Consider the following 25,232-nt stretch of genomic DNA (forward strand, 5'->3'; position numbering starts at 1 on the left):
CTATCCTGCCGCGTCCCCGGCGCTGAGGTCGACCGCGCTGTTCACCAGGCCGATGTGGCTGAACGCCTGCGGGTAGTTGCCGAGCTGGCGCCGGTTCACCGGGTCGTACTCCTCCGCCAGCAGCCCCACGTCGTTGCGCAGGGCGAGGAGACGCTCGAAGAGTTCCTCGGCCTCCTGGGTCCTGCCCGTCCGCTGCAACGCGTCGACCAGCCAGAACGAGCAGACGACGAAGGCGCCCTCGCCGCCGGGCAGACCGTCCACGGACGCGCCCTCGGTGCTGTAGCGGCGGATCAGCCCGTCGTGGGCGAGCTCGTCGCGGACCGCGTCGACCGTGCCGACGACCCGGGGGTCGTCCGGCGGCAGGAATCCGGTCCGCACGATGAGCAGCGTCGCCGCGTCCAGCTCACGGGAGCCGTAGTACTGGGTGAAGGTGTTGCGCTCCGGGTCGTAGCCCTTCTCGCAGACCTCGGCGTGCACCGCGTCCCGCATCACCCGCCAGCGGTCGGCGTCGCCGGGCAGCTGGGGGTACTGCTCCAGGGTGCGTACCGCGCGGTCGGCCGCGACCCACGCCATGATCTTCGAGTGGACGAAGTGCCTCCGCTGTCCCCGGATCTCCCACAGACCCTCGTCCGGCTCGCGCCAGGTCGACTCCAGGAAGCCGAGCAGGCTGAGCTGCAGGTTCCAGGCGTGCGGCTTGTCGTCGAGCCCGGCCTCGCGGGCCACCCTGAGCGAGTCGATGACCTCGCCGTACACGTCGAGCTGCCGCTGCCGCACGGCCGCGTTGCCCGTGCGGACCGGCCGGGAGTTCTCGTACCCGTTCAGCCACGGCAGTTCCGTCTCGGGCAGCCGGCGTTCGCCGCCGAGCCCGTACATGATCTGCAGGTCCGCCGGGTCGCCGGCGACGGCCCGCAGCAGCCAGTCCCGCCAGGCCGCCGCCTCCTCGACGTATCCGGCCGAGATCATGGCCCCGAGCGTGAGGGTGGAGTCCCGCAGCCAGCAGTAGCGGTAGTCCCAGTTCCGTACGCCGCCGATCTCCTCCGGCAGGGAGGTGGTCAGGGCGGCCACGATCCCGCCGGTCGGGGCGTAGGTGAGTGCCTTCAGGGTGATGAGGGAGCGGAGCACCGCCTGCCGGTGCCTGCCCCGGTAGGTGCACTGCGCCGACCACTTCGCCCAGTCGGTGAGGGTGTGCCTCAGCGCCTTGTGCGGATCGATCAGCTTCGGGCGCGGGGAGTGCGAGGGGTGCCAGGTCAGCACGAACGCCACGCTCTCGCCCTCGGTGACCGTGAAGGAGGAGCAGGTGCTGAACTGCTGGCCCCAGGTCTTGACCGGTGGCTCACTGCGCAGCCAGACGGAGTCGGGGCCGGCCACCGCGACCCGGTGGCCCTCGGAGCGGCGCATCCACGGCACCACGGAACCGAAGTCGAAGCGCAGCCGCAGGACCGAACTCATCTCGACGCTGCCGCTGACGCCCTCGACGATCCGCATGACGTCGGGCGCCTTGTCGCGCTGCGGCATGAAGTCGATGACCTTGACCGTCCCGGTCCTGGTCTCCCAGTAGGTCTCCAGGACCAGGGAGTCGTCCACGTAGGCGCGCCGGGTGCAGGTGTCGTCGCTGTCCGTGCCCTGGGGGGCGATGCGCCAGTGGCCGTTGTCCTCGTCGCCCAGGAGGGCGGCGAAGCAGGCACCGGAGTCGAAGCGCGGCAGGCACAGCCAGTCCACGGAACCGTTCCTGCCGACCAGGGCGGCGGTCTGGAGATCGCCGATGAGGGCGTAGTCCTCGATGCGTGGGGTCACGCTGTGGCGTCTTCCCGAAGCCGGGCCCTGTTAAGCAGGACGGCCGGGGCGAAAGCGGTACGGGAAGGATCTACGCGTGTGCCGGCTCCGGCTCGGCGGCCGTCGCGCCGTCCCGGGCGGCCTGGTCGAGGTCCTTCTTCTCCCGGCGCACGAGAATCACCCAGCCGACGGGGACCCCGGCAGCGAAGAGCCACCACTGGACCGCGTAAGCCATGTGCGGGCCGATGGAGCCGTCGTCGGGGGCCGCGATCGTCTCGGGACTGCCGTCGGCCGGTTCGGGGGCGGTCAGCTCGAGGTAGCCGCCCATGACCGGGCGGCCGAGCACCTGTGCCTGCTGGGCGCTGTTGATGAGCATCACCTGGCGGTCCGGCAGACCCGCCAGGTCCTTGATGCCGCTGGCGCCCGTCGTCTCGTCCGCCTTGAGCCGGCCGGTGACGGTGACCTCGCCGCGTGGCGGCGGCGGGACCTTCGGGAAGGCCTCCTGGGTGGCGGCCGCGGGGACCCAGCCGCGGTTGACGAGGACCGTGCCACCGCCCTTGAGGTCCAAGGGGGTCAGTACGAGGACGCCGATGCGCTCGTCCCGCGAGGTACGGCGCCGCACGACCACCTCGTGCGCGGTGTCGAACGTCCCGGTGGCCGTCACGGTCCGCCAGTAGTCGGAGCGGGGAACCGTGTGCCCCGGTGAGGTGAGACGTGTGACGGGGGCCGGAGCGGCCTCGAGGTTCCGGGTGATCAGCGCGTTCTGGGCGACGCGGTGCTCATGCCGGTGCAGCTGCCAGAAACCCAGCTCGACCATCGTGGGGATCAGGGCGAGGACGAGGAGGGTGACGATCACCCACTGCCGGGTCAACAGGAAGCGGTACACCCCATGACCGTACAACCGGGGCCATGGGGTGCGGCACGGAGGGGTCCCCGTGGGGCCCGTCATACTTTGTCCACGATGCCCGCCCTTCCCTCGGCCCGGGCGCAGTGACCGCCGCAGTACCAGTGGCCGTCGACCTCGACGCCCTGGCCGATGACCTGCACCCGGCAGTGCTCACAGATGGGCGCCATGCGGTGGATGGCGCAGGAGAAGCAGTCGAAGACGTGTACCGCCCCCTGCGCGTGCACCTCGAAGGACATCCCGTAGTCGTTTCCGCAAACCTCACAACGTGCCATGCGCCACAGGGTGGGATGCCGGGCGGCGGCGGGCGAGCGGTTGACGGGCGAGTCGTGGCCGGTTCACTCCGATGACGGTGACGGCGGGGGCACCGCCACCGTGCGGGCCGGGGCCACGTCACGCAGCAGATGGGTGAAGGCGCTCTCCTCCACGATCGGGGTACCGAACGACTTCGCCTTGACGGTCTTGGACGTCGCCGAGTCCGGATCGTTGGTGACGAGCAGACTCGTCAGCCGGGAGACGCTGGTCGCCACGTGCAGCCCGGCTTCCACCGCCCGGTCCTCCAGGAGCTCGCGGTCGACGGAGGTGTCCCCGGAGAACGCCACCCGCATGCCCTGCATCAGGGGCCGGTCCGGCCGGTACCTGCCCGGGTTCGGGTACGGACACGCGGGGCGCCTGCGTGCGGGGCGCCAGCTGCCCTGGGCGCGGGACGGCCGGTAGCCGGCGCGCGGGACGACGGGGGAGTCCTGCCACTCGGTCAGCGGGCGGCACTCCAGCAACGGCAGGCGCACACCGTCCCGGGCCGCCGCGTGCAGGCTCGGCCGGAACGCCTCGGCCAGCACCCGGGCGTCGTCCAGCGCGTGGTGCGCGCGCTGCTGGACCACACCGAAGTGCGCGGCCAGCGACTCCAGCTTGTGGTTGGGCAGGGGCAGCCGGAGCTCCTTGGAGAGCGCGATGGTGCACAGGCGCTGCTCCACGGGCGCGGTGACCGCAGCCCGCGCGTACTCCCTGGCCAGCATCGACCAGTCGAACGCCGCGTTGTGCGCGACGAGCACCCGCCCGGCGAGACGTTCGGACAGTTGCGTGGCCACCTCCGGGAAGAGGGGCGCGCCCTCCAGTACGTCGCTGGTCAGCCCGTGGATCCAGACCGGGCCCGGATCCCGCTCGGGATTCACCAGCGTGTACCAGTGGTCCTCGACGTTGCCCAGGGCGTCCAGGCGGTAGACGGCGGCGGAGACTATCCGGTCGTCGCGGGCGAGTCCGGTGGTCTCCACGTCGACGACCGCGTACCCCCGGGGGTACGCGGTCGGCCACGGCACTGCGGTCTGACGGTCGTCGAGCATGGTCACAGAGAATACGGGCCGGGACCGACAGCCTCCTATCCGGTCGGCCGGGGCCGAGGGCGGGACGTGAACCCCGGAGGCGCGCTGCGGAGTTGGCGGCCGCGCCCGGCAGGGCGGGTCGAGGTGCGCCGGGCGAGGGTGCGGTGAGACGCTTCCGGGGTGACGGAGACGCAGCCGCAGGACCACAACGAACCGCACGAAAACGGACTCGGGGTCCGGCTCAACTGGCTGCGGGCCGCCGTGCTCGGGGCCAACGACGGTGTGGTCTCCACCGCCGGCCTCGTGGTCGGCGTGGCCGGGGCCACCCAGGACCGCGGCACCCTGGTGACCGCCGGGCTGGCCGGACTGCTCGCGGGTTCCCTGTCGATGGCGGCGGGGGAGTACGTGTCGGTGTCCACCCAGCGCGACTCGGAGAGGGCGGCGCTCGCCATGGAGAAGCGCGAGCTGGCGGAGACCCCCGAGGCCGAACTCGTCGAACTGGCGGGCATGCTGGAGGACAAGGGGCTGAGCGCGGAGGTCGCCCGGGAGGCCGCCGCCCAGCTCACCCGGCGCGACGCCCTGCGCGCGCACGCCGAGGTCGAACTGGGCATCGACCCCGACGAGCTGACCAACCCCTGGCACGCGGCGGGCGCGAGCTTCCTGGCCTTCACGGTCGGGGCGCTGCTGCCGCTGCTGGCCATCGTGCTGCCGCCCGTCGCGGTGCGGCTGCCCGTCACGGTCGTCTCGGTGCTCGCCGCGCTGGCCTTCACCGGCTGGTGGAGCGCGCGACTGGGCGAGGCGCCGGCGGGGCGTGCGGTGCTGCGGAACACGGCCGGGGGAGCGGTGGCGATGGCGGTGACGTACGCGGTGGGGGCGCTGCTGGGCGCGGCGGGGGTGTAGACCGGGGGCCGGAGGCGTGCCGGGGTGCCGGGCGGCGTCCGCGGGGACGGACGCTCACGGGCCGAGGTGCTCAGGGGCCGAGGTGTGTGGGGTCTGCGGTGCCGGCGGCCCGAGGTGCTCGACGCCCGAGGTGCTCACGACCCATGAGACGTGGGGGTCTTGGCGGGATCCGACAACCACTCCTGACGCCAGGTCTCACATACTTGTCGGTAACAACCTCTATGCGTAGCCCCCCGGCGGCTCTACGGTGCTCGGATGGAGCCGAACCTGCCCGATGTCGTGCTGTGGTCCATCCCCGCCTTCGTGCTGCTCACCGTCCTGGAGGTGGCGGTCCACCGGCTTCACCCGGACGAGGAAGCCACCGGGTACGACGCCCGGGACGCCGCCACCAGCGTCACCATGGGGCTGGGCAGCCTGGTCTTCGACCTGCTGTGGAAGATACCCATCGTGGCCGTCTACACCGCGGTGTACGAACTGACCCCGCTGCGCCTCCCCGTCCTGTGGTGGACCGTCCTGCTGATGCTGCTCGCCCAGGACTTCCTCTACTACTGGTCCCACCGGGGACACCACGTCGTCCGGATCCTCTGGGCCTGCCACGTGGTCCACCACTCGAGCCGGAAGTTCAACCTCACCACCGCCCTGCGCCAGCCCTGGACCTCACTGACCGTCTGGCCGTTCTACGTCCCCCTCGTCGCCTGCGGGGTCCACCCGGCGGCGCTCGCCTTCTGTTCCTCGGTCAACCTCGTCTACCAGTTCTGGGTGCACACCGAGCGGATCGGCACGCTGCCCCGTCCCTTCGAGTACGTCCTCAACACGCCCTCGCACCACCGGGTGCACCACGCCTCCCAGGGCGGTTATCTCGACCGGAACTTCGGCGGCATCCTGATCGTCTGGGACCGGCTCTTCGGCTCCTTCGCCCCCGAGACCGAGCGGCCCGTCTTCGGCCTCACCAAGAACATCGCCACCCACAATCCCGTCCGCGTCGCCACGCACGAGTACGCCGCCATCGCGCGGGACGTACGCGCGGCCGGCAGCTGGAGCGAGCGGGCGGGCCGGATCTTCCGCGGACCCGGCTGGCAGCCCGCCGGAAGGGTGCCGGAGGACCGGGTGCCGGTGCAGCCGCGCGTCACCACCGAGCGCGCCGGATGAGGCGCCCCGCCGGCGCCCCCCGGGGTGCCGCCCGCCCCCTGCTCGTCGCCTTCCTCGCGGTGGCCGCACTGGACCTGGCCGGCCTGCTGGCCGGCGTGTCCGCCGCCCACCTCGTCGCCAAGCCACTGCTGATGCCGCTGCTGGCCGCCTACGCGGTCGCCCGGGGAGGCCCCCGGCTTCTCGTCGCCGCCCTGCTGGCGGGCTGGGGCGGGGACGTGCTGTTGCTGTCCGGCGAGGACGCCGCCTTCCTCGCCGGAATGGCCTGCTTCGCCGCCGGCCACCTCTGCTATCTCCTGCTCTTCGGCCGCGCCGGTGTCCGGGCCGCCGCCGGACTCGCCTACGCCGCCGTCCTCGTGGCCTTCGTCGCGTTCCTGTGGCCCGGCCTGCCGGGTGAACTGCGCGCCCCGCTGACCGGCTACGGCCTGCTGCTCACCGCCATGGCCTGGCGGGCCGGCGCCCTCGGTCCCCGCGCCGCACTCGGCGGCGCGCTGTTCCTGCTCTCCGACGGGCTCATCGCCGCCGGTATCGCGGACCGGGCGCAGCCGCCCGCCCACGACTTCTGGATCATGCTGACCTACCTGGCCGCCCAGTACCTGCTCACCGAGGGGGCACTCGCCGCCCGCGTGCGTCCCGCCCGGGCGGACCGCGCGGCGGACGTCGGGAACTGAGCCGGGCGCCCCCGGTTCCGTACGGCGGAGGGGGCCGGGGGCAGTCGTTGCCCCCGGCCCCCTCGTCAGGTCGTGCGGGGCGCGTTACCTGCGGACCGCGTCCAGCGCGTCCACCACACCGGCTCCGTAGAAGCCGTTGTAGTCGGCGTCGCCCTCGCAGACCGCGTCGACGGTGCCGTCACTGTCGATGTCGTACGGGGCGCCGCACGCCGTGGCGTCGGCCTGGTGGGTCAGCAGCGCCTTCACCGTGCGCGGCGAGGCGTGCGGGTGGGTCGACTTGATCAGGGCCACGACGCCCGCGACGTGCGGGGAGGCCATGGACGTACCGGCCTTGTAGCCGAACCCGCCACCGGGGAGGGTGGACAGGATCAGGCCACTGGTGGCCGGCGGTGCCGGGGTCTGGTAGGCCGTGCGGTCACCGCCCGGGGCCGCGACGTCGATGACGCCGAGACCGTAGTTGGAGTACGAGGCCTTCAGGCCCTTCGCGCCGGTCGCGGAGACCGTCACGACACCCGGCAGCATGGTCGGGATGTCCGGGCACTCGCTCGGGTCGACCGTGCGGGTGACCGTCGTCGTGTCGTTCGGGCTCGTCGTGTCCTCGATGGCGTCGAGGGCCAGGTCGTGGTCCGAGTTGCCGGCCGCGGCGACGTTGACGACGCCCTTGCCCTCCGCGTAGCGGGTGGCACGGGTGACCGCCTCGACCAGGGCGCCCTGGTCGGGGTCGTTCTTGCAGTTGAACAGCCACGGGTCGGTGTAGTAGCTGTTGTTCGTCACGTCGACGCCGTGCTCGGCGGCCCAGACGAAGCCGCAGACGACGGCCTCGGTGTAGAAGAAGCCGTCCGGGTTGGACACCTTGATGCCGGAGACCTTCACGCCGGGCGCGACACCGGTGATGCCGGTGCCGTTCTTCGCCGCCGCTATGGTGCCGGCCACGTGCGTGCCGTGGTCGCTCTCCCCGGCGGCGGGGCGCCAGGCGCCGTCCGTCGTGTCCGGAGCGCCGGACACGCAGTTCACCGAGGCCCGGCGGTCGAAGTTCGGCGCCAGGTCCGGGTGCGTGTCGTCCACACCCGTGTCGATGACGGCGACCGTGACCTTGCTGCTGCCGAGCGACTTCTCGTGCGCCTTGTCCGCCTTTATGGCGGGCAGGTCCCACTGCAGGGGCTCCATCGGGTCCTGACCCGCCGTCGCCTCCGCGGCCGCGGCCTCCGCCTGCGCCGCGGTGAGGGGCTGCTCGACTCCGATGTCCTTCGTGGCCTGCGGAACGATCGGGTTGGTGCGGGTGGCACCCGCCGAGACCACGCCCCGGACCTTGCGGACCGAGGCGGCGAAGCCGGGGTCCTTCGAGTGGACGACGATGACGCCGATCTTGTCGTACGACGTGATGACGGTGCCACCCGCCCGGGTTATCGCCTTCTTCACCTGCTTGACGGTGCCCTGACCGCCCCGCGTGTTCACCACGTACGACAACTCGGGGCCGTCGGCCCGGACCGCCGCGGCCGGCTCGTCCACGGGTGCCGCCGCAGCGATCCCCGTCGGGAGGAAACCGAGCGAGGCCGTGAGGGCGAGTCCGACGGCCGGCGCGAGTACGCGGGTCCGTCCGGATGCCAGATGAGCCATGGGTTCTCCACATCATCCGTGCTTGATGGCCGGACACAAGTCTGTATCCGGTCACGTACATGACGAGTGAAGTTATCGCTGATCAGTGCGATACATCAATGAATATGGGCAAGTGAGTTCGAGGTGTGATCTGAAGGGGTGACACCCGCAGACGTCAGTCCGAGAAGGACTAACCCCCGGTGAACCGCTTCGCCGCGCTCTCCGTGCCGTTGTCAGGGAGTCGTACCGCACCCCACTCCGAGGACTCCCTGTGAAGATCACCGTCCCGACCACCGCACCCGCGTCGCGAGGAGAATCCGTGGCTACCGATGCACCGCCGCCCGAGAGCAGTACGGACCAGCGTCCCGCCCAGCCCACCACCGAGGCGTTCCTCGAGACGCAGCACAGTGCGGACTTCGCCGAACTGCGCCGTTCCCACCGGTCCTTCGCCTTCCCGCTGACCGTCGGCTTCGTCGCCTGGTACCTGCTCTACGTGCTGCTGTCCAGCTACGCCGGGGACTTCATGGGCACCAAGGTCGTCGCCAACTTCAACGTGGCCTTCGTGTTCGGCCTGGCCCAGTTCGCCACCACGTTCCTGATCGCCTGGTTCTACTCGCGCCACGCCACGAGGAAGCTCGACCCCCAGGCTGCGGCCATCAAGTCCCGTATGGAGGCCGACGCATGAGCGCCGCGTACCCGCACCCCGCGATCCAGCTCGCCGCCTCCTCGACGGCCGAGCACCGCCCGTTGATCATCAGCCTCTTCGCGGTCTTCGTCGCCGCGACCCTCGCCATCACCGTCTGGGCCGGCCGGCAGACGAAGAACGCGTCCGACTTCTACGCGGGCGGCCGCCAGTTCACCGCCTTCCAGAACGGCCTCGCGGTCTCCGGCGACTACATGTCCGCCGCGTCCTTCCTCGGCATCGCCGGTGCCATCGCCCTCTTCGGATACGACGGCTTCCTCTATTCCATCGGCTTCCTCGTCGCCTGGCTCGTGGCCCTCCTGCTGGTCGCCGAACCGCTGCGCAACTCCGGCCGCTACACCATGGGCGACGTCCTCGCCTACCGGATGCGCCAGCGGCCGGTCCGCACCGCCGCGGGCGTCTCCACCATCGTCGTGTCGATCTTCTACCTGCTGGCCCAGATGGCGGGGGCGGGCGTCCTCGTCTCGCTGCTGCTCGGCATCACCAGCGACGCCGGCAAGATCCTCATCGTGGCCCTGGTCGGCGTACTCATGATCGTCTACGTCACCATCGGGGGCATGAAGGGCACCACCTGGGTCCAGATGGTCAAGGCCGTGCTCCTCATCGCGGGCGCGCTGCTGATGACCTTCATGGTGCTGTGGAAGTTCGACTTCAACGTCTCCGACCTGCTGGGCACCGCCGCCGAGAAGAGCGGCCACGGAGCGGCGTTCCTGGAGCCGGGACTCAAGTACGGCGTCACCGGCGTCTCGAAGCTGGACTTCATCTCGCTCGGGCTCGCCCTCGTGCTCGGTACCGCCGGCCTGCCGCACATCCTCATCCGCTTCTACACCGTGCCCACGGCCAAGGCCGCCCGTAAGTCCGTCAATTGGGCCATCGGCATCATCGGCGCCTTCTACCTCATGACCATCGCCCTCGGCTTCGGTGCCGCCGCGCTGATCGGCCCCGAGGAGATCAAGGCGAAGAACCCGGCGGGCAACGCGGCGGCGCCGCAACTCGCGGAATACCTCGGCGGGGTCGGCACCACGGGGGGCGCCGTCCTCCTCGCGGTGATCTCGGCCGTCGCCTTCGCCACCATCCTCGCGGTCGTCGCGGGTCTCACCCTCGCCTCCTCGTCCTCCTTCGCCCACGACATCTACGCCAACGTCATCCGAAGGGGACAGGCGACCGAGAAGGAGGAGATGCGCGCCGCCCGGTGGGCCACCGTCGCGATCGGCATCGTCTCGATCGCCCTCGGCGCCATGGCCCGCGACCTGAACGTCGCCGGACTCGTCGCCCTGGCCTTCGCCGTCGCCGCGTCGGCCAACCTGCCGACCATCCTCTACAGCCTCTTCTGGAAGCGCTTCACCACGCAGGGCGCCCTCTGGTCCATCTACGGCGGTCTCGCCTCCTCGGTCCTGCTGGTGCTCTTCTCCCCGGTCGTCTCCGGCAAGGCCAGCTCAATGTTCCCGGACGTCGACTTCGCCTGGTTCCCGCTGGAGAACCCCGGCCTCATCTCCATCCCGCTGGGCTTCCTGCTCGGCTGGGTCGGCTCGGTCGTCTCCAAGGAGGAGCCCGACGCCGGCAAGTACGCCGAACTGGAGGTCAAGTCCCTCACCGGCACCGGCGCCCACTGACCGCGCCGCCGAACAGTTCAGAACAGCTCCGGGGCCCCGTCGTAGAGTCCTACGACGGGGCCCCACCACACCTCGTACCGAACGAGCACTCCCGATGTCACAGGTCTCGCGTACTCTCGGAGGAGTCAGACCACGACGGCGGACATCACCGGGGGAGGGGGCCCACAGTGCTCATCGACACCTACGGCCGGGTCGCCACCGACCTGCGTGTCTCACTGACCGACAAGTGCAATCTGCGCTGCACCTACTGCATGCCCGAGGAGGGCCTGCAGTGGCTCTCCAAACCCGACCTCCTGACCGACGACGAGATCGTCACACTCGTCCGCATCGCCGTCACGGAGCTCGGCGTCACGGAGGTCCGCTTCACCGGCGGGGAGCCGCTGCTGCGCCCCGGGCTGGTCTCCATCGTCGAGCGGTGCGCCGCCCTGGACCCCCGCCCCCGGATGTCGCTCACCACCAACGGCATCGGGCTCAAGCGCACCGCCGCCGCACTGAAGGCGGCCGGTCTGGACCGGGTCAACGTCTCGCTGGACACCCTGCGCCCGGACGTCTTCAAGACGCTCACCCGCCGCGACCGCCACAAGGACGTCCTGGACGGACTCCAGGCCGCCCGCGAGGCCGGTCTCACCCCGGTCAAGGTGAATGCCGTCCTCATGCCGGGACTCAACGACGACGAGGCCCCCGAGCTGCTCGCCTGGGCCGTGGAGCACGCGTACGAGCTCCGGTTCATCGAGCAGATGCCGCTCGACGCCCAGCACGGCTGGAAGCGCGACGGAATGATCACGGCGGGAGACATCCTCGCCTCGCTGCGCACCCGCTTCACCCTCACCGCCGAAGGGAAGGACGAGCGCGGCTCGGCACCCGCCGAGCGGTGGACGGTGGACGGCGGTCCCCACACCGTCGGCGTCATCGCCTCCGTGACCAGGCCCTTCTGCCGGGCCTGCGACCGCACCCGGCTCACCGCGGACGGCCAGGTCCGTACCTGCCTGTTCGCCCGGGAGGAGACGGACCTGAGGGGCGCCCTGCGCTCGGGCGCGCCGGACGAGGAGATCGCCAGGATCTGGCGGCTCGCGATGTGGGGCAAGAAGGCGGGCTCCGGCATCGACGACCCCGCCTTCCTGCAGCCCGACCGCCCGATGTCAGCGATCGGCGGCTGAGGACTCCCACTCCGCCAGCGGCACGACGTCCTTCAGGAAGCCGCGCACCCCGAGGAACGAGGACAGGTGCTCCCGGTGTTCCTCGCAGGCCAGCCAGGTCTTGCGGCGCTCCGGGGTGTGCAGCTTCGGATTGTTCCAGGCGAGCACCCACACGGCATCGGCGCGGCAGCCCTTGGCGGAACAGACCGGCGCACCGGAGGCGCTCTCGGCGGTGGATTCGGGGAGGTTCACGGCCTCAACCCTAAGGGAGGCTCCGCGCCGGGCTCCGTACGCATCCCCGCCGGAGAAAGAGCGACGCCGAGCAGCCACGGGGGGAGCTGCCCGGCGTCAGTCCGTCGCTCCGACGGGGGATGCGGAGCGCGTTCTGAAGTATGTCACGGGGACCTGGGTGCGGTGCACCGGAACTTCACGATTGATCGGAGCTCCCGGCTCCTCGGTCGGTCAGCCCGTGGCCTGCGGATCCGCGGCCCGGCCCGCCGGACCGGGCTCCGGCGCGGGCTCCGGGGCGCCCGGAGCAGGCGCGGCGCCGACGGCCGGCCGCAGCGGCGCGGGCACGAATGCCGACGGCAGCGAAGGAGCGTTCTCCCGGCCCGCGTTGGCGATCACCACCGCGACGTACGGGAGCAGAACACCCAGTGCGAGCGCCACGACCGCCACATGCCGCTCGACGTTCCACAGGGTCGCGGCCAGTACCACGGAGACGGTCCGCACGGACATCGAGATGATGTAGCGCCGCTGTCTGCCGCGCACGTCGTCGGCGAGACCCTGCCGGGCGCCCGTGATCCGGAAGACCTCCGGGCCGCTTCGCTTCCCCATCATGCTCCACCACCAGATCGCTGTGCCGGACTTCCCGGACCGGTCCGCATATACGGTACGCCCGGGTTCCGCCGTGTTCGAGACCGGGGCGCGCGCCACCCGGGCGGGCCGCCACCGCCGTACCGCGAACGGGCCTGCCCGGCATGCGCCCTCCATCCCCCGGGCCGAGACTGGGTGGACGTGCGCACACCGCGCCGCGTGAGGAGGCGTCATGGGCTGGTTGTGGGCGATCATCGTGGGTCTTGTGCTGGGTGTGATCGCCCGGGCGATCCTCCCGGGGAAGCAGAACATCCCCCTCTGGCTGACGGTGGTGTTCGGTATCCTCGGCAGCGTCCTCGGCAACGCGGTCGCGACCTGGATCGGTGTCAACGAGACCAAGGGCATCGACTGGATCCGCCACCTGCTGCAGCTGATCGGCGCCGTGGTGGTCGTCGGGCTCGGTGACATGCTCTGGCAGTCGATCCGCGGGAACCGGGGCACCCGTGAGAGAATCTGAACCGCGCCACGCGCCACTGCGGCCGGCCACGCGTCACGCGTGACCGGCCGCAGTGCCGTGTCGGGGGCCCGCCCCGGCGCACCGGTGGTGATCCGGGCAGGCCGGCTCCCGATCAGCCGGCGGTGACCTCGACGGCGGCGAGATTCTTCTTGCCCCGGCGCAGGACCAGCCAGCGTCCGTGCAGCAGCTCCTCGCGGGCCGGCGCGCTCTCACCGTCCGTGACCTTCACGTTGTTCACGTAGGCCCCGCCCTCCTTGACCGTACGGCGGGCGGCCGACTTGCTGGCCGACAGGCCGACCTCGACCAGGAGGTCCACCACGGGGGCCAGCTCGGCGACCCGGGCGTGCGGTACCTCGGACAGGGCGGCGCCCAGCGTCGCCTCGTCCAGCTCACCGAGCTCCCCCTGCCCGAACAGGGCCTTCGACGCGGCGATGACCGCCGCGCACTCCGCACCGCCGTGCACCAGCGTCGTCAGCTCCTCGGCCAGCGACCGCTGAGCCGACCGGGCCTGGGGGCGCTCCTCCGTGAGCCGCTCCAGCTCCTCGAGCTCCTCCCGGCTCTTGAAGCTGAGGATGCGCATGTAGGTGGAGATGTCCCGGTCGTCCACGTTCAGCCAGAACTGGTAGAACGCGTACGGCGTGGTCATCTGCGGATCGAGCCAGACGGCCCCGCTCTCGGACTTGCCGAACTTGGTGCCGTCCGCCTTGACCATCAGCGGTGTCGCCAGCGCGTGCACGGCGGCCCCGGGCTCCAGGCGGTGGATCAGGTCGATGCCCGCCGTGAGGTTGCCCCACTGGTCGCTGCCGCCCTGCTGGAGGGTGCAGCCGTAACGCCGGTACAGCTCCAGGAAGTCCATGCCCTGCAGCAGCTGGTAGCTGAACTCCGTGTAGCTGATGCCCTCCTGCGACTCCAGCCGGCGGGCGACCGAGTCCTTGGTGAGCATCTTGTTGACCCGGAAGTGCTTGCCGATGTCCCGGAGGAACTCGATCGCGGAGAGGCCCGCGGTCCAGTCCAGGTTGTTCACCATCGTGGCGGCGTTCGGGCCCTCGAAGGTGAGGAAGGGCTCGATCTGCCCGCGCAGCCGCTGGACCCACGCGGCGATGGTCTCCGGGTCGTTCAGCGTGCGCTCCGCGGTGGGCCGCGGGTCGCCGATCTGACCGGTGGCCCCGCCGACCAGGGCGAGAGGCCGGAGTCCGGCCAGCTGGAGGCGGCGCATGGTGAGCACCTGCACCAGGTGGCCGACGTGGAGACTGGCCGCGGTCGGGTCGAAGCCGCAATAGAACGTGACCGGGCCGTCCGCGAGAGCCTTGCGCAGGGCGTCCTCGTCGGTGGACTGGGCGAACAGCCCGCGCCACTTCAGCTCGTCGACGATGTCCGTCACGGTCGTTTCTCTCCTCTGAGGGTTCCTGGGGCGTGTTCCGCGAGTCCCGTCGGCCCGGCGGCGCCCGGTACGTTCACGCGCCGCGTTCTCGGGCTCTTCCCGGTACATCCAGTATCGGGTCGGCCCTCCGCCGTGCGATCGCACGCACCGGACGCCGCCGGGCCTGCCCTGCGGGCAGACGACGCCACTCCCGGAAAAACGCCCCAGGTGCGATGGGTCGTACCGGTCAGTCTATGGGGGTCATACGCCCCGGCTGACCGAGCTCATATGGAAATCGGGGATGCGCAGCGCGGGCATCGCGGCCCGGGTGAAGTAGTCGCCCCACTCACGCGGCAGCGTCTTCTCCGTACGTCCCGCCTCCGACGCCCGGGACAGCAGCCCGACCGGCGACTCGTTGAACCGGAAGTTGTTCACCTCGCCGACGACCTCGCCGTCCTCCACCAGATAGACGCCGTCCCGGGTCAGCCCGGTCAGCAACAGCGTCGCCGGATCCACCTCGCGGATGTACCAGAGGCACGTCAGCAGCAGCGCCCGCCCGCTCGTCGCGGCCACCATCTCCTCCAGGGACCGCTCACCGCCCCCGTCCAGGACCAGGTTGTCCATGGCGGGGGCCACCGGCAGGCCCGTCAGCCCGGCGGAGTGCCGGGTGGTGGTCAGCCGCTCCAGCCGGCCGTCCTTGATCCAGTCGGTCGGGGCCAGCGGCAGCCCGTTGTCGAAGACCGAGGCCCCGTCGCCGGACGCGTGGGCGATCACGAAGGGGGCGGACTCCAGCCCCGGCTCGTGCGGGTCGCTGCGCAGGGTCAGCGGGAGCGGGGAGAGCGTCTCGCCGATCCGCGTGCCACCGCCGGGCCGGGAGAACACCGTGCGGCCCTCCGCCGCGTCCCGGGCGCCGGCCGACCAGTACTGGTAGATCAGCAGGTCGGCCACCGCCGTGGGCGGCAGCAGCGTCTCGTACCGCCCGGCCGGCAGCTCGATCCGGCGTTCCGCCCAGCCGAGGCGTCGCGCGAGCTCCGCGTCCAGGGCCGCCGGGTCGACGTCCTTGAAGTCCCTGGTCGCCCTGCCCGCCCAGGCGGACCGGGTCCGGTCGGGCGACTTGGCGTTCAGCTCCAGCGTCCCGTTCGGCTGGTCGTGGCGCAGCCGCAGCCCGGTCGACGTCCCCACGTAGGTCGAGCTCAGTTCGTGGTGGGCGAAGCCGTACAGCTCACGGCCGCCGGCCCGGGCGCGGGCGAAGGCCTCGCCGAGCGCGGGGGCGAAGTCGGCGAACACGTCGGAACCGGTCTCGGCCGGTGCCTCCGTGAAGTCGGCGGACACCGGTACCCCGGAGACCAGCGGCTGCGCGTCCTCGGCCGGACCCGCGCCGCGCGCGGCGGCCTCCGCGGCCCGCACGAGCGGCTCCAGGTCCTCGGTGGTCACGGCCGAGCGTGACACCACACCGGACGCGGTCCCCTGCGCGCCGTCCACGGTCGCGATCACGGTCAGGCTCCGGCCCCGCGTCACCCCGTTCGTGGTGAGGGCGTTGCCGGCCCACCGCAGGTTGGCGGAGGAGTTCTCGTCCGCGACGACCACGCAGCCGTCCGCGGTGGACAGCTCGAGTGCGCGCTCCACGATCTCGTACGGCTTACTGACGCGGCTCATCGCCCGCCCCCCTGCGTCGTGTTGAGACTGTGCCTGCCCGGGGGCCGGCCCCCGGACCCCCGGCCGGTTCCGCGGTGACCGCTCATCGCCCGCCCTCCTGCGTCGTGTTGAGGATGTTCACGCCCCGGAAGAGGGCGGAGGGGCAGCCGTGCGAGACGGCGGCGACCTGGCCCGGCTGGGCCTTGCCGCAGTTGAAGGCGCCGCCCAGGACGTAGGTCTGCGGCCCGCCGACCTTCTCCATCGAGCCCCAGAAGTCCGTGGTCGTCGCCTGGTAGGCGACGTCCCGCAGCTGGCCCGCCAGCCTGCCGTTCTCGATCCGGAAGAACCGCTGCCCGGTGAACTGGAAGTTGTACCTCTGCATGTCGATCGACCAGGACCGGTCGCCGACCACGTAGATCCCACGCTCCACGCCGCCGATCAGGTCCTCCGTGGAGAGCCCGCCCGGATCCGGCCGCAGCGACACGTTCGCCATGCGCTGTACCGGGACGTGGCCCGGGGAGTCCGCGTACGCACAGCCGTTGGAGCGTCCGAGGCCCGTGAGCTTCGCGATCCGGCGGTCCGTCTGGTAGCCCACCAGCGTGCCGTCCTTCACCAGGTCCCACGACTGCGCCTCGACGCCCTCGTCGTCGTACCCGACGGTCGCCAGCCCGTGCTCGGCGGTGCGGTCGCCGGTCACGTTCATCACGGGGGAGCCGTACGCCAGCTTCCCGAGCTGGTCGAAGGTGGCGAAGGAGGTCCCGGCGTACGCCGCCTCGTATCCCAGCGCCCGGTCCAGTTCGGTGGCGTGGCCGATCGACTCGTGGATCGTCAGCCACAGGTTGGACGGGTCGACGACCAGGTCGTACGTCCCCGCCTCGACGCCCGGCGCCCGCATCTTCTCGGCCAGCAGACCGGGGATCCGCTCCAGCTCGGCGTCCCAGTCCCAGCCGGTGCCGGTCAGGTACTCCCAGCCCCGGCCCACCGGCGGTGCGATGGTCCGCATCGAGTCGAACTCACCGGTCGTGCCGTCCACGGCCACGGCGGTCAGCTGCGGATGGACCCGCACCCGCTGCTGGGTGGTGACGGTGCCGGCCGTGTCCGCGTAGAACTTGTTCTCGTGGACGGTCATCAGCGACGCGTCCACGTGGGCCACCCCGTCCGCGGCCAGCAGCCGCGCACTCCACTCGGCGAGCAGCCCCGCCTTCTCCTCGTCCGGTACGGAGAAGGGGTCGACCTCGTACGCCGACACCCAGGTCCGCTCACCGTGCACCGGCTCGTCCGCCAGCTCGACGCGTTCGTCGGAACCCGCCGCCGCGATCACCTTCGCCGACAGCTTCGCCATGGCGACGGCCTGCGAGGCCACCTTCGCCGCGGCGTCCATCGTCAGGTCCACCCCGGAGGCGAACCCCCACGCCCCGCCGTGCACCACCCGCACCGCGTACCCGAGGTCGGTGCTGTCCGACGTCCCGGAAGGCCGCGCGTCCCGCAGCCGCCAGGAGGCGCCGCGCACCCGCTCGAACCGGAAATCGGCGTGTACGGCGCCGAGCGCACGCGCGCGGGCTAGTGCCGCGTCGGCGAGGGCACGTAGCGGCAGCGCCAGGAACGACTGATCTACCTCGTGGGCCACGAAGGGCTCCCCTCCTTTGACAGTGCTGGCAGTGAATCACGGAGCGGAGGGTCGTCGGGCGGCTACCGGTTCGTGAGCGCGGGGGCGTCGCCGCCCCCCGTTATCTTTTTCGCGGTCCTGCAACGGGACCGCTGGCCTCCGGGCCCGGCATGACTGTGTCCCCCTGTCGAAGGCATGACCTGGGGGGTGGTGTCACCGGGCCCGGGAGGTGCCGTCGGAGACGCTGATGAGAGGTCCGGCCACCGTCCGGCCTGGCGCAAAGCCGGGCAGCTCGCGGGCGGCAGGTCTGCATAACGTGGATGCGCGCGCACGACACCACTACTGAGGCCGGCACCACCAACTCCGCGGAAAGGGTGCGATGTTCGACACTGAAGACGTGGGTGTGTTCCTCGGCCTGGACGTCGGCAAGAGCGCCCATCACGGTCACGGACTCACCCCGGCCGGGAAGAAGGTCTTCGACAAGCAGCTGCCCAACAGCGAGCCGAAGCTGCGGGCCGTCTTCGACAAGTTGACCGAGAAGTTCGGCACCGTCCTGGTGATCGTTGACCAGCCCGCCTCCATCGGCGCCCTGCCGCTGGCCGTCGCCCGGGACACCGGCTGCCAGGTCGCCTACCTGCCCGGCCTGGCCATGCGCCGGATCGCCGACCTCTACCCCGGTGAAGCGAAAACCGACGCCAGGGACGCCGCGGTGATTGCGGACGCCGCCCGCACCCTGCCCCACACCCTGCGCTCGCTCGAACTCACCGACGAGATCACCGCCGAGCTGACCGTCCTGACCGGTTTCGACCAGGACCTCGCCGCCGAAGCAACCCGCACCTCCAACCGGATACGCGGCCTGCTCACCCAGTTCCACCCGTCGCTGGAACGCGTCCTGGGCCCACGCCTGGACCACCAGGCCGTCACCTGGCTCCTCGAGCGCCACGGATCCCCATCCGCCCTACGCAAAGCCGGCCGCCGCAGACTCGTCGAACTCATCCGCCCGAAAGCCCCACGCATGGCCCAGCGGCTGATCGACGACGTCTTCGACGCACTCGACGAACAGACCGTCGTCGTCCCCGGCACCGGCACCCTCGACATCGTCATCCCCTCCCTGGCCGCCTCCCTGGCCGCCGTCCACACCCAGCGCCGGGCTCTGGAAGCCCAGATCAACACCCTGCTGGAGGCCCACCCTCTTTCCCCGGTCCTGACGTCGATGCCCGGCGTCGGCGTCAGGACCGCCGCAGTCCTGCTGGTCACCGTCGGCGACGGCACCAGCTTCCCCACCGCCGCCCACCTCGCCTCCTACGCCGGACTCGCCCCCGCAACCAGACAGTCCGGGACCTCGATCCACGGCGAACACGCACCCCGAGGCGGCAATCGGCAGCTCAAACGCGCCATGTTCCTGTCCGCTTTCGCCTGCATGAACGCCGACCCCGCCTCCCGGCTCTACTACGACCGCCAGCGAGCCCGCGGAAAGACCCATACTCAGGCCCTCCTCCGCCTCGCCCGCCAACGCATCAGTGTCCTGTTCGCCATGCTCCGCGACGGCACCTTCTACGAATCCCGCACGCCCAAGAACGTCGAGCTCGCCGCATGACCCCAGCACCCCCAACCACCCCAAAACCGACAGGGCTGCCTTGACGAAAGACATAGAGGCACCCCCCCCCGGCGGGCCCGGTGCGGCCCGGCCGGACGCCCCCTGTAGGAACCCGACAGTGCCGTGACGGAGCCACTGTCGGAGACGGATTCCCTGTACGGACGGTGGTACCGATAGGTTTTCGAGGTATCAGACCGTCAAGGAAAGGGTGATCCGTTGAGCCGCTCGGTTCTCGTCACCGGAGGAAACCGGGGCATCGGCCTCGCCATCGCCCGCGCCTTCGCCGACAACGGCGACAAGGTCGCGATCACCTACCGGTCCGGCGAGCCGCCCCAGGCGCTCACCGAGGCCGGGGTTCTCGCGGTCCGGTGCGACATCACCGACACCGAGCAGGTGGAGCAGGCCTACAAGGAGATCGAGGAGAAGCACGGTCCGGTGGAGGTGCTGGTCGCCAACGCCGGTATCACCAAGGACCAGTTGCTGATGCGGATGTCGGAGGAGGACTTCACCTCCGTACTCGACACCAATCTCACCGGCACCTTCCGCGTCGTCAAGCGCGCCAACCGTGCGATGCTCCGCGCCAAGAAGGGCCGTGTCGTCCTGATCTCCTCCGTCGTGGGCCTCCTCGGCTCGGCGGGCCAGGCGAACTACGCCGCGTCCAAGGCGGGCCTGGTCGGCTTCGCCCGGTCGCTGGCCCGCGAACTGGGCTCGCGGAACATCACGTTCAACGTGGTCGCGCCCGGGTTCGTCGACACCGACATGACGCAGGTGCTCACCGACGAGCAGCGCAAGGACATCGTGTCGCAGGTGCCGCTCGGCCGCTACGCGCAGCCCGCCGAGATCGCCGCCGCGGTGCGCTTCCTCGCGTCCGACGACGTGTCGTACATCACTGGAGCCGTCATTCCCGTTGACGGCGGATTGGGCATGGGTCACTGATCACCATGAGCGGAATCCTCGACGGCAAGCGCATCCTCATCACGGGTGTGCTGATGGAGTCGTCCATCGCTTTCCACACCGCCAAGGTGGCCCAGGAGCAGGGCGCCGAGGTCATCCTCACGGCCTTCCCCCGGCCGACGCTGACCGAGCGCATCGCCAAGAAGCTTCCGAAGCCCGCCAAGGTCATCGAACTCGACGTGACCAACGACGAGCACCTGGGCCGGCTGGCCGGCCTCGTCAAGGAGGAGCTCGGCTCGCTCGACGGCGTCGTGCACTCCATCGGCTTCGCGCCGCAGGACGCGCTCGGCGGGAACTTCCTGAACACGCCCTTCGAGTCGGTCGCCACCGCGATGCACGTCTCGGCGTTCTCCCTGAAGTCGCTCGCCATGGCCTGCAAGCCGCTGATGGCGGACGGCGGATCGATCGTCGGCCTCACCTTCGACGCGCAGTTCGCCTGGCCCCAGTACGACTGGATGGGCCCGGCCAAGGCCGCGCTCGAGGCGACCTCCCGTTACCTCGCCCGCGACCTTGGCGGCGACAGCATCCGCTGCAACCTGATCTCGGCGGGCCCCATCGGCTCGATGGCCGCCAAGTCCATCCCGGGCTTCGGCGATCTCGCGGAGGTCTGGAACACCCGGTCCCCGCTGGCCTGGGACATGGCCGACCCGGAGCCGGCCGGCCGCGGTGTGGTCGCGCTGCTCTCCGACTTCTTCCCGAAGACGACGGGCGAGATCGTCCACGTCGACGGTGGCGTGCACATGATGGGCGCCTGACTCCCCCGCACGGTCGTACGGCCGCGTACCGCCTCCCTCCGGGGCGGTACGCGGCCGTCGTGCGCCGGGCACGGCTTCCGTGCACGCCACGGGCGGGGACTCCCTCTTCCGCGGCGCCCCGGCGTCCGTGGTGCCGGCGCGTCCCGAGTCGAAAAGGGAGCCGTTCCACCGCAGAATGTGGTGGTACCGGACTTCTGGTCAGGCTGTGGGGAGGAGATCGCCGTGCGCTCCACAGGTCGCCGCACCAGGGCCCCGCACTGCGTGCGCCGCCGGACCTGGGCCCTGCTGGCCACGGCGGGGGTCGCCGCCGGTCTCCTCGCGCCGGTGGCCGTGAGCGCGGCGAACCGGGCCGGCAGCGGCTCGGCGGCCGCTCCGTCCGCGCCGGCCCCCGAACCCTCCGGCTCCGAGTGCCGCACGTCGGTGGCGGGCTCCCGGGTCGTCGCCTACTGCCACAACCCCTACCCCACCACCGATCTCGTCCAGCTCCACACCGAGTGTGCCCGCTGGTGGGACGTGGACGCGGACGCCAAGCCGGTCGCCGTGCGGCCGGGCGCGACCGTCAAGCTCCAGGACCGTTGCTGGAAAGAGGTCGACTCGGCCTGGGTCAGTCACCACCCCGGCTGACCCGGCCCCGCCCCTCCCGGGGCGCCGGTACGGCCTACGCCCGCTCCCGCAGGCAGTTCAGGGCGTGTCCCGCCGCCTCGGCGGCCGCCGTCTCCGCGTCGCCCGCCCGGATCGCCTCGACCAGCCGTGCGTGGTCCATGTACTGCTCGGGCCGCAGCTCCGGCCCGACGTCGTCGCGCAGGTAGTCACGGAGCAGGTCGTTCAGGTCGGCGTAGAGCTCGGTGAGCACGTCGTTGTGGGAGGCCGCGACCACCGCCAGGTGCAGCGTCGCGTCGGCGGCCACGAACGCCTCGGCGTCACCGGCGGCCCAGGTGGCCTCCCGCTGCGCCATCAGCGCGTCCAGCTGCCGCATGTCACGGTCCGTGCGCCGCCGGGCGGCGAGCCGGGCCGCCGACGACTCCAGGGTTGAGCGCAGCTCGGCGACGTGCCGCGGGTCGGCGTCCGCGAACCGGCGCTGCATCACGCCGGCCAGCTCGCTCGTCGCGACGACGTACGTGCCGGAGCCCTGGCGGATGTCCAGCAGCCCGTTGTGCGCCAGGGCGCGTACGGCCTCGCGGACCGTGTTGCGGGCGACCCCCAGCTGTTCCACCAGTTCGGGTTCGGTCGGGATGCGGGAACCCACGGGCCACTCGCCCGAGGTGATCTGGTTCCTCAGCTGGGCAATCACCTGGTCGGCGAGAGCCGAACGCCGGGGGGACGTCAGCGCCATGGTGCTCCTTGTTCGGATCCGTGAAGCGTGTGCCGGATTCTCTCAGCCCGGAGGCACCGCGAGTGGACAAGTAATCATCCCATGATTCTATGATGAGCCCCATGTCCCCTGACGAGACTTCGACCCGGAACCCCGCGCCCGTGCGCGACGCCCACACGCCCGTGCCCGCCGCCGGCCCCGCTCCCTGGCTGCTGGGCGTGGTCACCGTCGGTCTCGTCCTGGCCGCACTCAACCTGAGGCCCGCCATCACCAGCCTGGGCCCCCTCCTCGAAGAGGTGCGGGACGGGCTCCACATGAGCGGCAGCGTCGCCGGGGTCCTCACGTCCGTACCGCCGTTCTGCTTCGCCCTCTTCGGTTTCGCGGCCCCACGGCTCGCCCGCCGGTTCGGGCCCGGCGCCGTCGTGTGCGCGGGCATGGCCGCCATCGCCGCGGGACTGCTGATCCGGCCCTTCGCCGGCAGCACCGCGGCCTTCCTGGCGGCCAGTGCCCTCGCCCTGATGGGCATCGCCGTCAGCAACGTCCTGATGCCCGTCATCGTCAAGCGCTGGTTCCCCGACCGGGTCGGCAGCATGACCGGCCTCTACTCGATGGCCCTGGCCCTCGGCACCGCCCTCGCGGCCGCCCTGACCGTGCCCCTGACGAACGGGCTGGGCGGCAGCTGGCAGACCGGCCTCGTCCTCTGGGCCGTGCCGGCCGCCGCTGCCGTCGTCCCCTGGCTCTTCCTCGTACGGGACCGCACAGCCGCGTCCGGGAAGCCGGCCGAGCAGCCCAGGCCCGCGCCGGCGCTCCGGATCACCCGCAGCCGGACCTCCTGGGCCCTGGCCTGTTTCTTCGGCCTCCAGGCCACGGCCGCCTACATCACCATGGGCTGGATGCCCCAGATCTTCCGCGACGCGGGCCTGTCGGCCGGTACCGCGGGCATCCTGCTGGCCGTGACCATGGCGATGGGGGTGCCCCTCGCCTTCGTCATTCCCCGGGCCGCCGCCCGGCTGCGCAACCAGGGCCCGATCGTCCTCGTCCTCGGAAGCTGCGGCCTCCTCGGCTACGCGGGCCTCTACCTCGCCCCGGCCGGAGGCGCCTGGCTCTGGGCCCTGCTGCTGGGCGTCGCGAACTGCGCGTTCCCGCTCGCCCTCACCATGATCGGCATGCGGTCCCGCACCGGTGCCGGCGTCGTCAGGCTCTCGGCCTTCGCCCAGTCCACCGGCTATCTGATCTCGATCCCCGGCCCGCTCCTCGTCGGCGTGCTCTACCAGCACAGCGGTGGCTGGGGCCTGCCGATCGCGCTCATGGCGGCCCTCATGATCCCGCAGATGGCGGCGGGTGTACTCGCCGGGCGGGACCGGACGATCGAGGACGAATGCTGAGATGCGAGACTGGGCCCATGCCAGTGCTCGATCCGCATCCCAAGAACGGCCAGAAGAAGCTGCTCCTCGTGTTCGGGACGATGCTTCTCATCTCGGTGATCATCGGCGTGATCGCCACGATCGCCTCCCCGTGACGAATCGACGGAGTATCCGGCCGCTCCCCGGCGCCCTCGGTGGTGCTGGCCCCACCCTCCCCTAAGGGCTCTCCCGCAATTCCCGGCGGGCGCGCGACGACAGCTACGGCACCTCGCCGCGTTGTCGGAACGTCCACATACATCCAGTATGCGGACGTCCCTCCGCCTTGCGATGCACCGCATCCGATGCCGCACGCTGATCCACCGGGAAGTGCGGGACAGCCCTTAGGGGCCAGGTTCAGGGTCGACTGGGTGGGTCACCGGATGGGACCGCCGCCCGCCGTTCCGTAGGTTCTCGGTACCACAACCGAGGCCCCAGGAGGCGGACATGCCGGCCCGTACAGAGACCCGCACCCACCGCGACGGTTCGGACACCGTCGAGGTGCGGCTGCCGTGGTGGGCCGTGGCGCTCCCCGCGCTCGCCTTCGCCGCGCTCCTCCTGCTGGTCTCGGGGCCGGGCCAGGCGCAGGCCGCCCCCGGGGACCCCGCGGTAGGGCGGCTGCTCGGGCGCGTTCTGGAGCTGGCCCGCTGAGAGGGGCCGCCGCCCCGCGGGGAGAGCGCTCCCGCGCCCCGGGCGGAGCGGCTCGCACGCCCCGGTCCGCCCTCCGCCCGGGCGGAGCCGTCCGGCGGTCCGGGCGGGTCGCGGGACGTCGTCCGGCTTCCGTCACCCGCCCGGACGAGCACGTCAACACCCTGCGCCCGGACGCTCGATTCGTGCGAAGCTGAGGTGTATGAGCGCCGATACACCTCGCAGGATCGTCCTTCTCAGGCACGCAAAGGCGGAATGGTCGCAGCAGTCCGACCATGAGCGGCCACTGGCCGAGCGGGGCCGCAAAGACGCCCCCGTCGCCGGCCGCAAGCTCGCCGATTCCGGCATCGTCTTCGATCTGGCCCTGTGTTCGACCGCCGTCCGGACCCGCGAGACGTGGAAGCTCGCGGTCCACGAGTTCGCGCAGCGCCCCAGAACCGTGTACGAGGAGAGGCTGTACGACGCCTCCCTCGGCGAACTGATCGCCCTGTTCAACGAGACCCCCGACGACGTGCGGAACCTCCTGGTCATCGGCCACAACCCCGGCATGCACGGGGCGGCCGACGCCCTCTCCGGTCACGGGGACGGGGACACGCTCGCCCGGTTGACCAGGGACGGGTTCCCCACCGCCGCCTACGCCGTCGTCGAGTTCCCGGGCTCCTGGAAGGGCCTGGAGCACGGCGTGGGCACACTCGTCGACTACTGGACACCGAACGACTGAGGCGTCGCCGGCCTCGTCGTCCACCCCGTCCGCCGGGTGACCGAGGCCGGCCCGGACCCCCGCAGGGGCGCCGGGCGGCCCCCCGAGCGACGGCCCGGTGCGTACGTACGACACGACCCCGGCACAGGTGAAGTGCCGGGGTCCCGTCTT

Annotated in this window: 26 protein-coding genes; 15 read left to right on the top strand and 11 right to left on the bottom strand. The window is 71.3% G+C overall.

The features are described from left to right. The 4 genes from BA175_RS16830 to BA175_RS16845 all read right to left on the bottom strand — a co-directional run bounded on the left by BA175_RS16830 (nucleotide 1) and on the right by BA175_RS16845 (nucleotide 4,023). The gene (locus BA175_RS16830) at nucleotides 1–1,794 is read right to left on the bottom strand and encodes a glycoside hydrolase family 15 protein (RefSeq protein WP_069172248.1); all 1,794 of its coding nucleotides are present in this window, start codon (nucleotides 1,792–1,794) and stop codon (nucleotides 1–3) included. A 70-nt stretch (nucleotides 1,795–1,864) separates the two neighbouring features. Next, entirely contained in the window at nucleotides 1,865–2,659 is a 795-nt protein-coding gene (locus BA175_RS16835; RefSeq protein WP_069172249.1) for an SURF1 family cytochrome oxidase biogenesis protein, read from the bottom strand. Nucleotides 2,660–2,718: 59 nt separating this feature from the next. Continuing rightward, nucleotides 2,719–2,952: a hypothetical protein gene (locus BA175_RS16840; RefSeq protein WP_073747930.1), complete on the bottom strand. Its 234-nt coding sequence runs from the start codon at nucleotides 2,950–2,952 to the stop codon at nucleotides 2,719–2,721. A gap of 63 nt (nucleotides 2,953–3,015) precedes the next feature. Next, nucleotides 3,016–4,023, bottom strand: a complete 1,008-nt coding sequence (locus BA175_RS16845; RefSeq protein ID WP_069172250.1) for a DEDDh family exonuclease — start codon at nucleotides 4,021–4,023, stop codon at nucleotides 3,016–3,018. Between the two features lie 153 nt (nucleotides 4,024–4,176). Here BA175_RS16845 and BA175_RS16850 point away from each other — a divergent pair, with 153 nt between their 5' ends. From BA175_RS16850 to BA175_RS16860, 3 genes are all read left to right on the top strand, one after another. Next, nucleotides 4,177–4,896, top strand: a complete 720-nt coding sequence (locus BA175_RS16850) for a VIT1/CCC1 transporter family protein (protein WP_069172251.1) — start codon at nucleotides 4,177–4,179, stop codon at nucleotides 4,894–4,896. A gap of 255 nt (nucleotides 4,897–5,151) precedes the next feature. Next, a complete protein-coding gene (locus BA175_RS16855; RefSeq protein WP_069172252.1) occupies nucleotides 5,152–6,045 on the top strand; it encodes a sterol desaturase family protein in 894 nt (297 codons plus the stop codon). Continuing rightward, nucleotides 6,042–6,713: a lysoplasmalogenase gene (locus BA175_RS16860; RefSeq protein WP_069172253.1), complete on the top strand. Its 672-nt coding sequence runs from the start codon at nucleotides 6,042–6,044 to the stop codon at nucleotides 6,711–6,713. The genes BA175_RS16855 and BA175_RS16860 overlap by 4 nt, the downstream gene beginning before the upstream one ends. Nucleotides 6,714–6,797: 84 nt before the next feature. On the opposite strand, the gene BA175_RS16865 is transcribed toward BA175_RS16860, so the two are convergent. Continuing rightward, nucleotides 6,798–8,330: a S8 family peptidase gene (locus BA175_RS16865; protein WP_069172254.1), complete on the bottom strand. Its 1,533-nt coding sequence runs from the start codon at nucleotides 8,328–8,330 to the stop codon at nucleotides 6,798–6,800. A 298-nt stretch (nucleotides 8,331–8,628) separates the two neighbouring features. Between BA175_RS16865 and BA175_RS16870 the strand changes: the two genes are divergently transcribed. The 3 genes from BA175_RS16870 (at nucleotide 8,629) to moaA (ending at nucleotide 11,782) form a co-directional block, all read left to right on the top strand. Next, nucleotides 8,629–8,994 (top strand): DUF485 domain-containing protein, encoded by a 366-nt coding sequence (locus BA175_RS16870; RefSeq protein WP_069173077.1) that lies wholly within the window; start codon nucleotides 8,629–8,631, stop codon nucleotides 8,992–8,994. After that, a complete protein-coding gene (locus BA175_RS16875) occupies nucleotides 8,991–10,625 on the top strand; it encodes a solute symporter family protein (protein ID WP_069172255.1) in 1,635 nt (544 codons plus the stop codon). The genes BA175_RS16870 and BA175_RS16875 overlap by 4 nt, the downstream gene beginning before the upstream one ends. Before the next feature lie 167 nt (nucleotides 10,626–10,792). After that, nucleotides 10,793–11,782 (top strand): GTP 3',8-cyclase MoaA, encoded by a 990-nt coding sequence (gene moaA / locus BA175_RS16880; RefSeq protein ID WP_069172256.1) that lies wholly within the window; start codon nucleotides 10,793–10,795, stop codon nucleotides 11,780–11,782. On the opposite strand, the gene BA175_RS16885 is transcribed toward moaA, so the two are convergent. Continuing rightward, the gene (locus BA175_RS16885) at nucleotides 11,765–12,013 is read right to left on the bottom strand and encodes a hypothetical protein (protein ID WP_069172257.1); all 249 of its coding nucleotides are present in this window, start codon (nucleotides 12,011–12,013) and stop codon (nucleotides 11,765–11,767) included. The genes moaA and BA175_RS16885 overlap by 18 nt on opposite strands. A 210-nt stretch (nucleotides 12,014–12,223) precedes the next feature. Then, nucleotides 12,224–12,598, bottom strand: a complete 375-nt coding sequence (locus tag BA175_RS16890) for a DUF3099 domain-containing protein (RefSeq protein WP_069172258.1) — start codon at nucleotides 12,596–12,598, stop codon at nucleotides 12,224–12,226. Between the two features lie 211 nt (nucleotides 12,599–12,809). Between BA175_RS16890 and BA175_RS16895 the strand changes: the two genes are divergently transcribed. Next, entirely contained in the window at nucleotides 12,810–13,094 is a 285-nt protein-coding gene (locus BA175_RS16895; RefSeq protein WP_069172259.1) for a GlsB/YeaQ/YmgE family stress response membrane protein, read from the top strand. Between the two features lie 112 nt (nucleotides 13,095–13,206). Here the strand turns inward: BA175_RS16895 and tyrS are convergent, their stop codons facing one another. The 3 genes from tyrS to BA175_RS16910 form a co-directional block, all read right to left on the bottom strand. Then, the gene (gene tyrS / locus BA175_RS16900; protein ID WP_069172260.1) at nucleotides 13,207–14,475 is read right to left on the bottom strand and encodes a tyrosine--tRNA ligase; all 1,269 of its coding nucleotides are present in this window, start codon (nucleotides 14,473–14,475) and stop codon (nucleotides 13,207–13,209) included. Nucleotides 14,476–14,715: 240 nt separating this feature from the next. After that, a complete protein-coding gene (locus BA175_RS16905; protein WP_069172261.1) occupies nucleotides 14,716–16,110 on the bottom strand; it encodes a metallopeptidase TldD-related protein in 1,395 nt (464 codons plus the stop codon). Nucleotides 16,111–16,192: 82 nt separating this feature from the next. Further along, nucleotides 16,193–17,716: a TldD/PmbA family protein gene (locus tag BA175_RS16910; RefSeq protein ID WP_069172262.1), complete on the bottom strand. Its 1,524-nt coding sequence runs from the start codon at nucleotides 17,714–17,716 to the stop codon at nucleotides 16,193–16,195. A 358-nt stretch (nucleotides 17,717–18,074) separates the two neighbouring features. Here BA175_RS16910 and BA175_RS16915 point away from each other — a divergent pair, with 358 nt between their 5' ends. The 4 genes from BA175_RS16915 (at nucleotide 18,075) to BA175_RS16930 (ending at nucleotide 21,625) form a co-directional block, all read left to right on the top strand. Further along, on the top strand, nucleotides 18,075–19,292 hold the full coding sequence (locus BA175_RS16915) for an IS110 family transposase (protein ID WP_069172263.1): 1,218 nt from the start codon (nucleotides 18,075–18,077) through the stop codon (nucleotides 19,290–19,292). Between the two features lie 216 nt (nucleotides 19,293–19,508). After that, a complete protein-coding gene (gene fabG, locus BA175_RS16920; protein ID WP_069172264.1) occupies nucleotides 19,509–20,228 on the top strand; it encodes a 3-oxoacyl-[acyl-carrier-protein] reductase in 720 nt (239 codons plus the stop codon). Nucleotides 20,229–20,233: 5 nt separating this feature from the next. Continuing rightward, nucleotides 20,234–21,001 carry an enoyl-ACP reductase FabI gene (fabI, locus tag BA175_RS16925; RefSeq protein ID WP_069172265.1) on the top strand — a complete coding sequence of 256 codons (768 nt, stop codon included), beginning with the start codon at nucleotides 20,234–20,236 and terminating at the stop codon, nucleotides 20,999–21,001. 222 nt (nucleotides 21,002–21,223) lie between these two features. Further along, nucleotides 21,224–21,625: a hypothetical protein gene (locus tag BA175_RS16930; RefSeq protein ID WP_254667903.1), complete on the top strand. Its 402-nt coding sequence runs from the start codon at nucleotides 21,224–21,226 to the stop codon at nucleotides 21,623–21,625. Nucleotides 21,626–21,659: 34 nt separating this feature from the next. Here the strand turns inward: BA175_RS16930 and BA175_RS16935 are convergent, their stop codons facing one another. Then, the gene (locus BA175_RS16935) at nucleotides 21,660–22,334 is read right to left on the bottom strand and encodes a FadR/GntR family transcriptional regulator (RefSeq protein WP_069172266.1); all 675 of its coding nucleotides are present in this window, start codon (nucleotides 22,332–22,334) and stop codon (nucleotides 21,660–21,662) included. Between the two features lie 92 nt (nucleotides 22,335–22,426). On the opposite strand from BA175_RS16935, the gene BA175_RS16940 reads away from it, so the two are divergent. The 4 genes from BA175_RS16940 (at nucleotide 22,427) to BA175_RS16950 (ending at nucleotide 25,082) form a co-directional block, all read left to right on the top strand. Continuing rightward, nucleotides 22,427–23,698 (top strand): CynX/NimT family MFS transporter, encoded by a 1,272-nt coding sequence (locus BA175_RS16940; protein ID WP_438947352.1) that lies wholly within the window; start codon nucleotides 22,427–22,429, stop codon nucleotides 23,696–23,698. 17 nt (nucleotides 23,699–23,715) lie between these two features. Beyond that, on the top strand, nucleotides 23,716–23,832 hold the full coding sequence (locus BA175_RS31810) for an SGM_5486 family transporter-associated protein (protein ID WP_254667904.1): 117 nt from the start codon (nucleotides 23,716–23,718) through the stop codon (nucleotides 23,830–23,832). 328 nt (nucleotides 23,833–24,160) lie between these two features. Next, a complete protein-coding gene (locus BA175_RS16945; RefSeq protein WP_069172268.1) occupies nucleotides 24,161–24,364 on the top strand; it encodes a hypothetical protein in 204 nt (67 codons plus the stop codon). A gap of 199 nt (nucleotides 24,365–24,563) precedes the next feature. Further along, nucleotides 24,564–25,082, top strand: coding sequence for a SixA phosphatase family protein (locus BA175_RS16950; RefSeq protein WP_069172269.1), 519 nt, complete (start codon nucleotides 24,564–24,566; stop codon nucleotides 25,080–25,082). Nucleotides 25,083–25,232 lie beyond the last annotated feature (150 nt).

Origin of the sequence: Streptomyces griseus (assembly GCF_001715295.1) — a bacterium.
GTDB lineage: Bacteria > Actinomycetota > Actinomycetes > Streptomycetales > Streptomycetaceae > Streptomyces > Streptomyces griseus_G.

Excerpts from the sequence above, each read along its gene's own strand:
- BA175_RS16875 (WP_069172255.1), top strand. The coding sequence starts at position 8,991 with ATGAGCGCCGCGTACCCGCACCCCGCGATCCAGCTCGCCGCCTCCTCG.
- fabI (WP_069172265.1), top strand. The coding sequence starts at position 20,234 with ATGAGCGGAATCCTCGACGGCAAGCGCATCCTCATCACGGGTGTGCTG.
- BA175_RS16935 (WP_069172266.1), bottom strand. The coding sequence starts at position 22,334 with ATGGCGCTGACGTCCCCCCGGCGTTCGGCTCTCGCCGACCAGGTGATT.
- BA175_RS16895 (WP_069172259.1), top strand. The coding sequence starts at position 12,810 with ATGGGCTGGTTGTGGGCGATCATCGTGGGTCTTGTGCTGGGTGTGATC.
- BA175_RS16840 (WP_073747930.1), bottom strand. The coding sequence starts at position 2,952 with ATGGCACGTTGTGAGGTTTGCGGAAACGACTACGGGATGTCCTTCGAG.
- BA175_RS16855 (WP_069172252.1), top strand. The coding sequence starts at position 5,152 with ATGGAGCCGAACCTGCCCGATGTCGTGCTGTGGTCCATCCCCGCCTTC.
- BA175_RS16905 (WP_069172261.1), bottom strand. The coding sequence starts at position 16,110 with ATGAGCCGCGTCAGTAAGCCGTACGAGATCGTGGAGCGCGCACTCGAG.
- BA175_RS16915 (WP_069172263.1), top strand. The coding sequence starts at position 18,075 with ATGTTCGACACTGAAGACGTGGGTGTGTTCCTCGGCCTGGACGTCGGC.
- BA175_RS16865 (WP_069172254.1), bottom strand. The coding sequence starts at position 8,330 with ATGGCTCATCTGGCATCCGGACGGACCCGCGTACTCGCGCCGGCCGTC.
- BA175_RS16950 (WP_069172269.1), top strand. The coding sequence starts at position 24,564 with ATGAGCGCCGATACACCTCGCAGGATCGTCCTTCTCAGGCACGCAAAG.
- BA175_RS16890 (WP_069172258.1), bottom strand. The coding sequence starts at position 12,598 with ATGGGGAAGCGAAGCGGCCCGGAGGTCTTCCGGATCACGGGCGCCCGG.
- BA175_RS16940 (WP_438947352.1), top strand. The coding sequence starts at position 22,427 with ATGAGCCCCATGTCCCCTGACGAGACTTCGACCCGGAACCCCGCGCCC.
- BA175_RS16945 (WP_069172268.1), top strand. The coding sequence starts at position 24,161 with ATGCCGGCCCGTACAGAGACCCGCACCCACCGCGACGGTTCGGACACC.
- BA175_RS31810 (WP_254667904.1), top strand. The coding sequence starts at position 23,716 with ATGCCAGTGCTCGATCCGCATCCCAAGAACGGCCAGAAGAAGCTGCTC.
- BA175_RS16860 (WP_069172253.1), top strand. The coding sequence starts at position 6,042 with ATGAGGCGCCCCGCCGGCGCCCCCCGGGGTGCCGCCCGCCCCCTGCTC.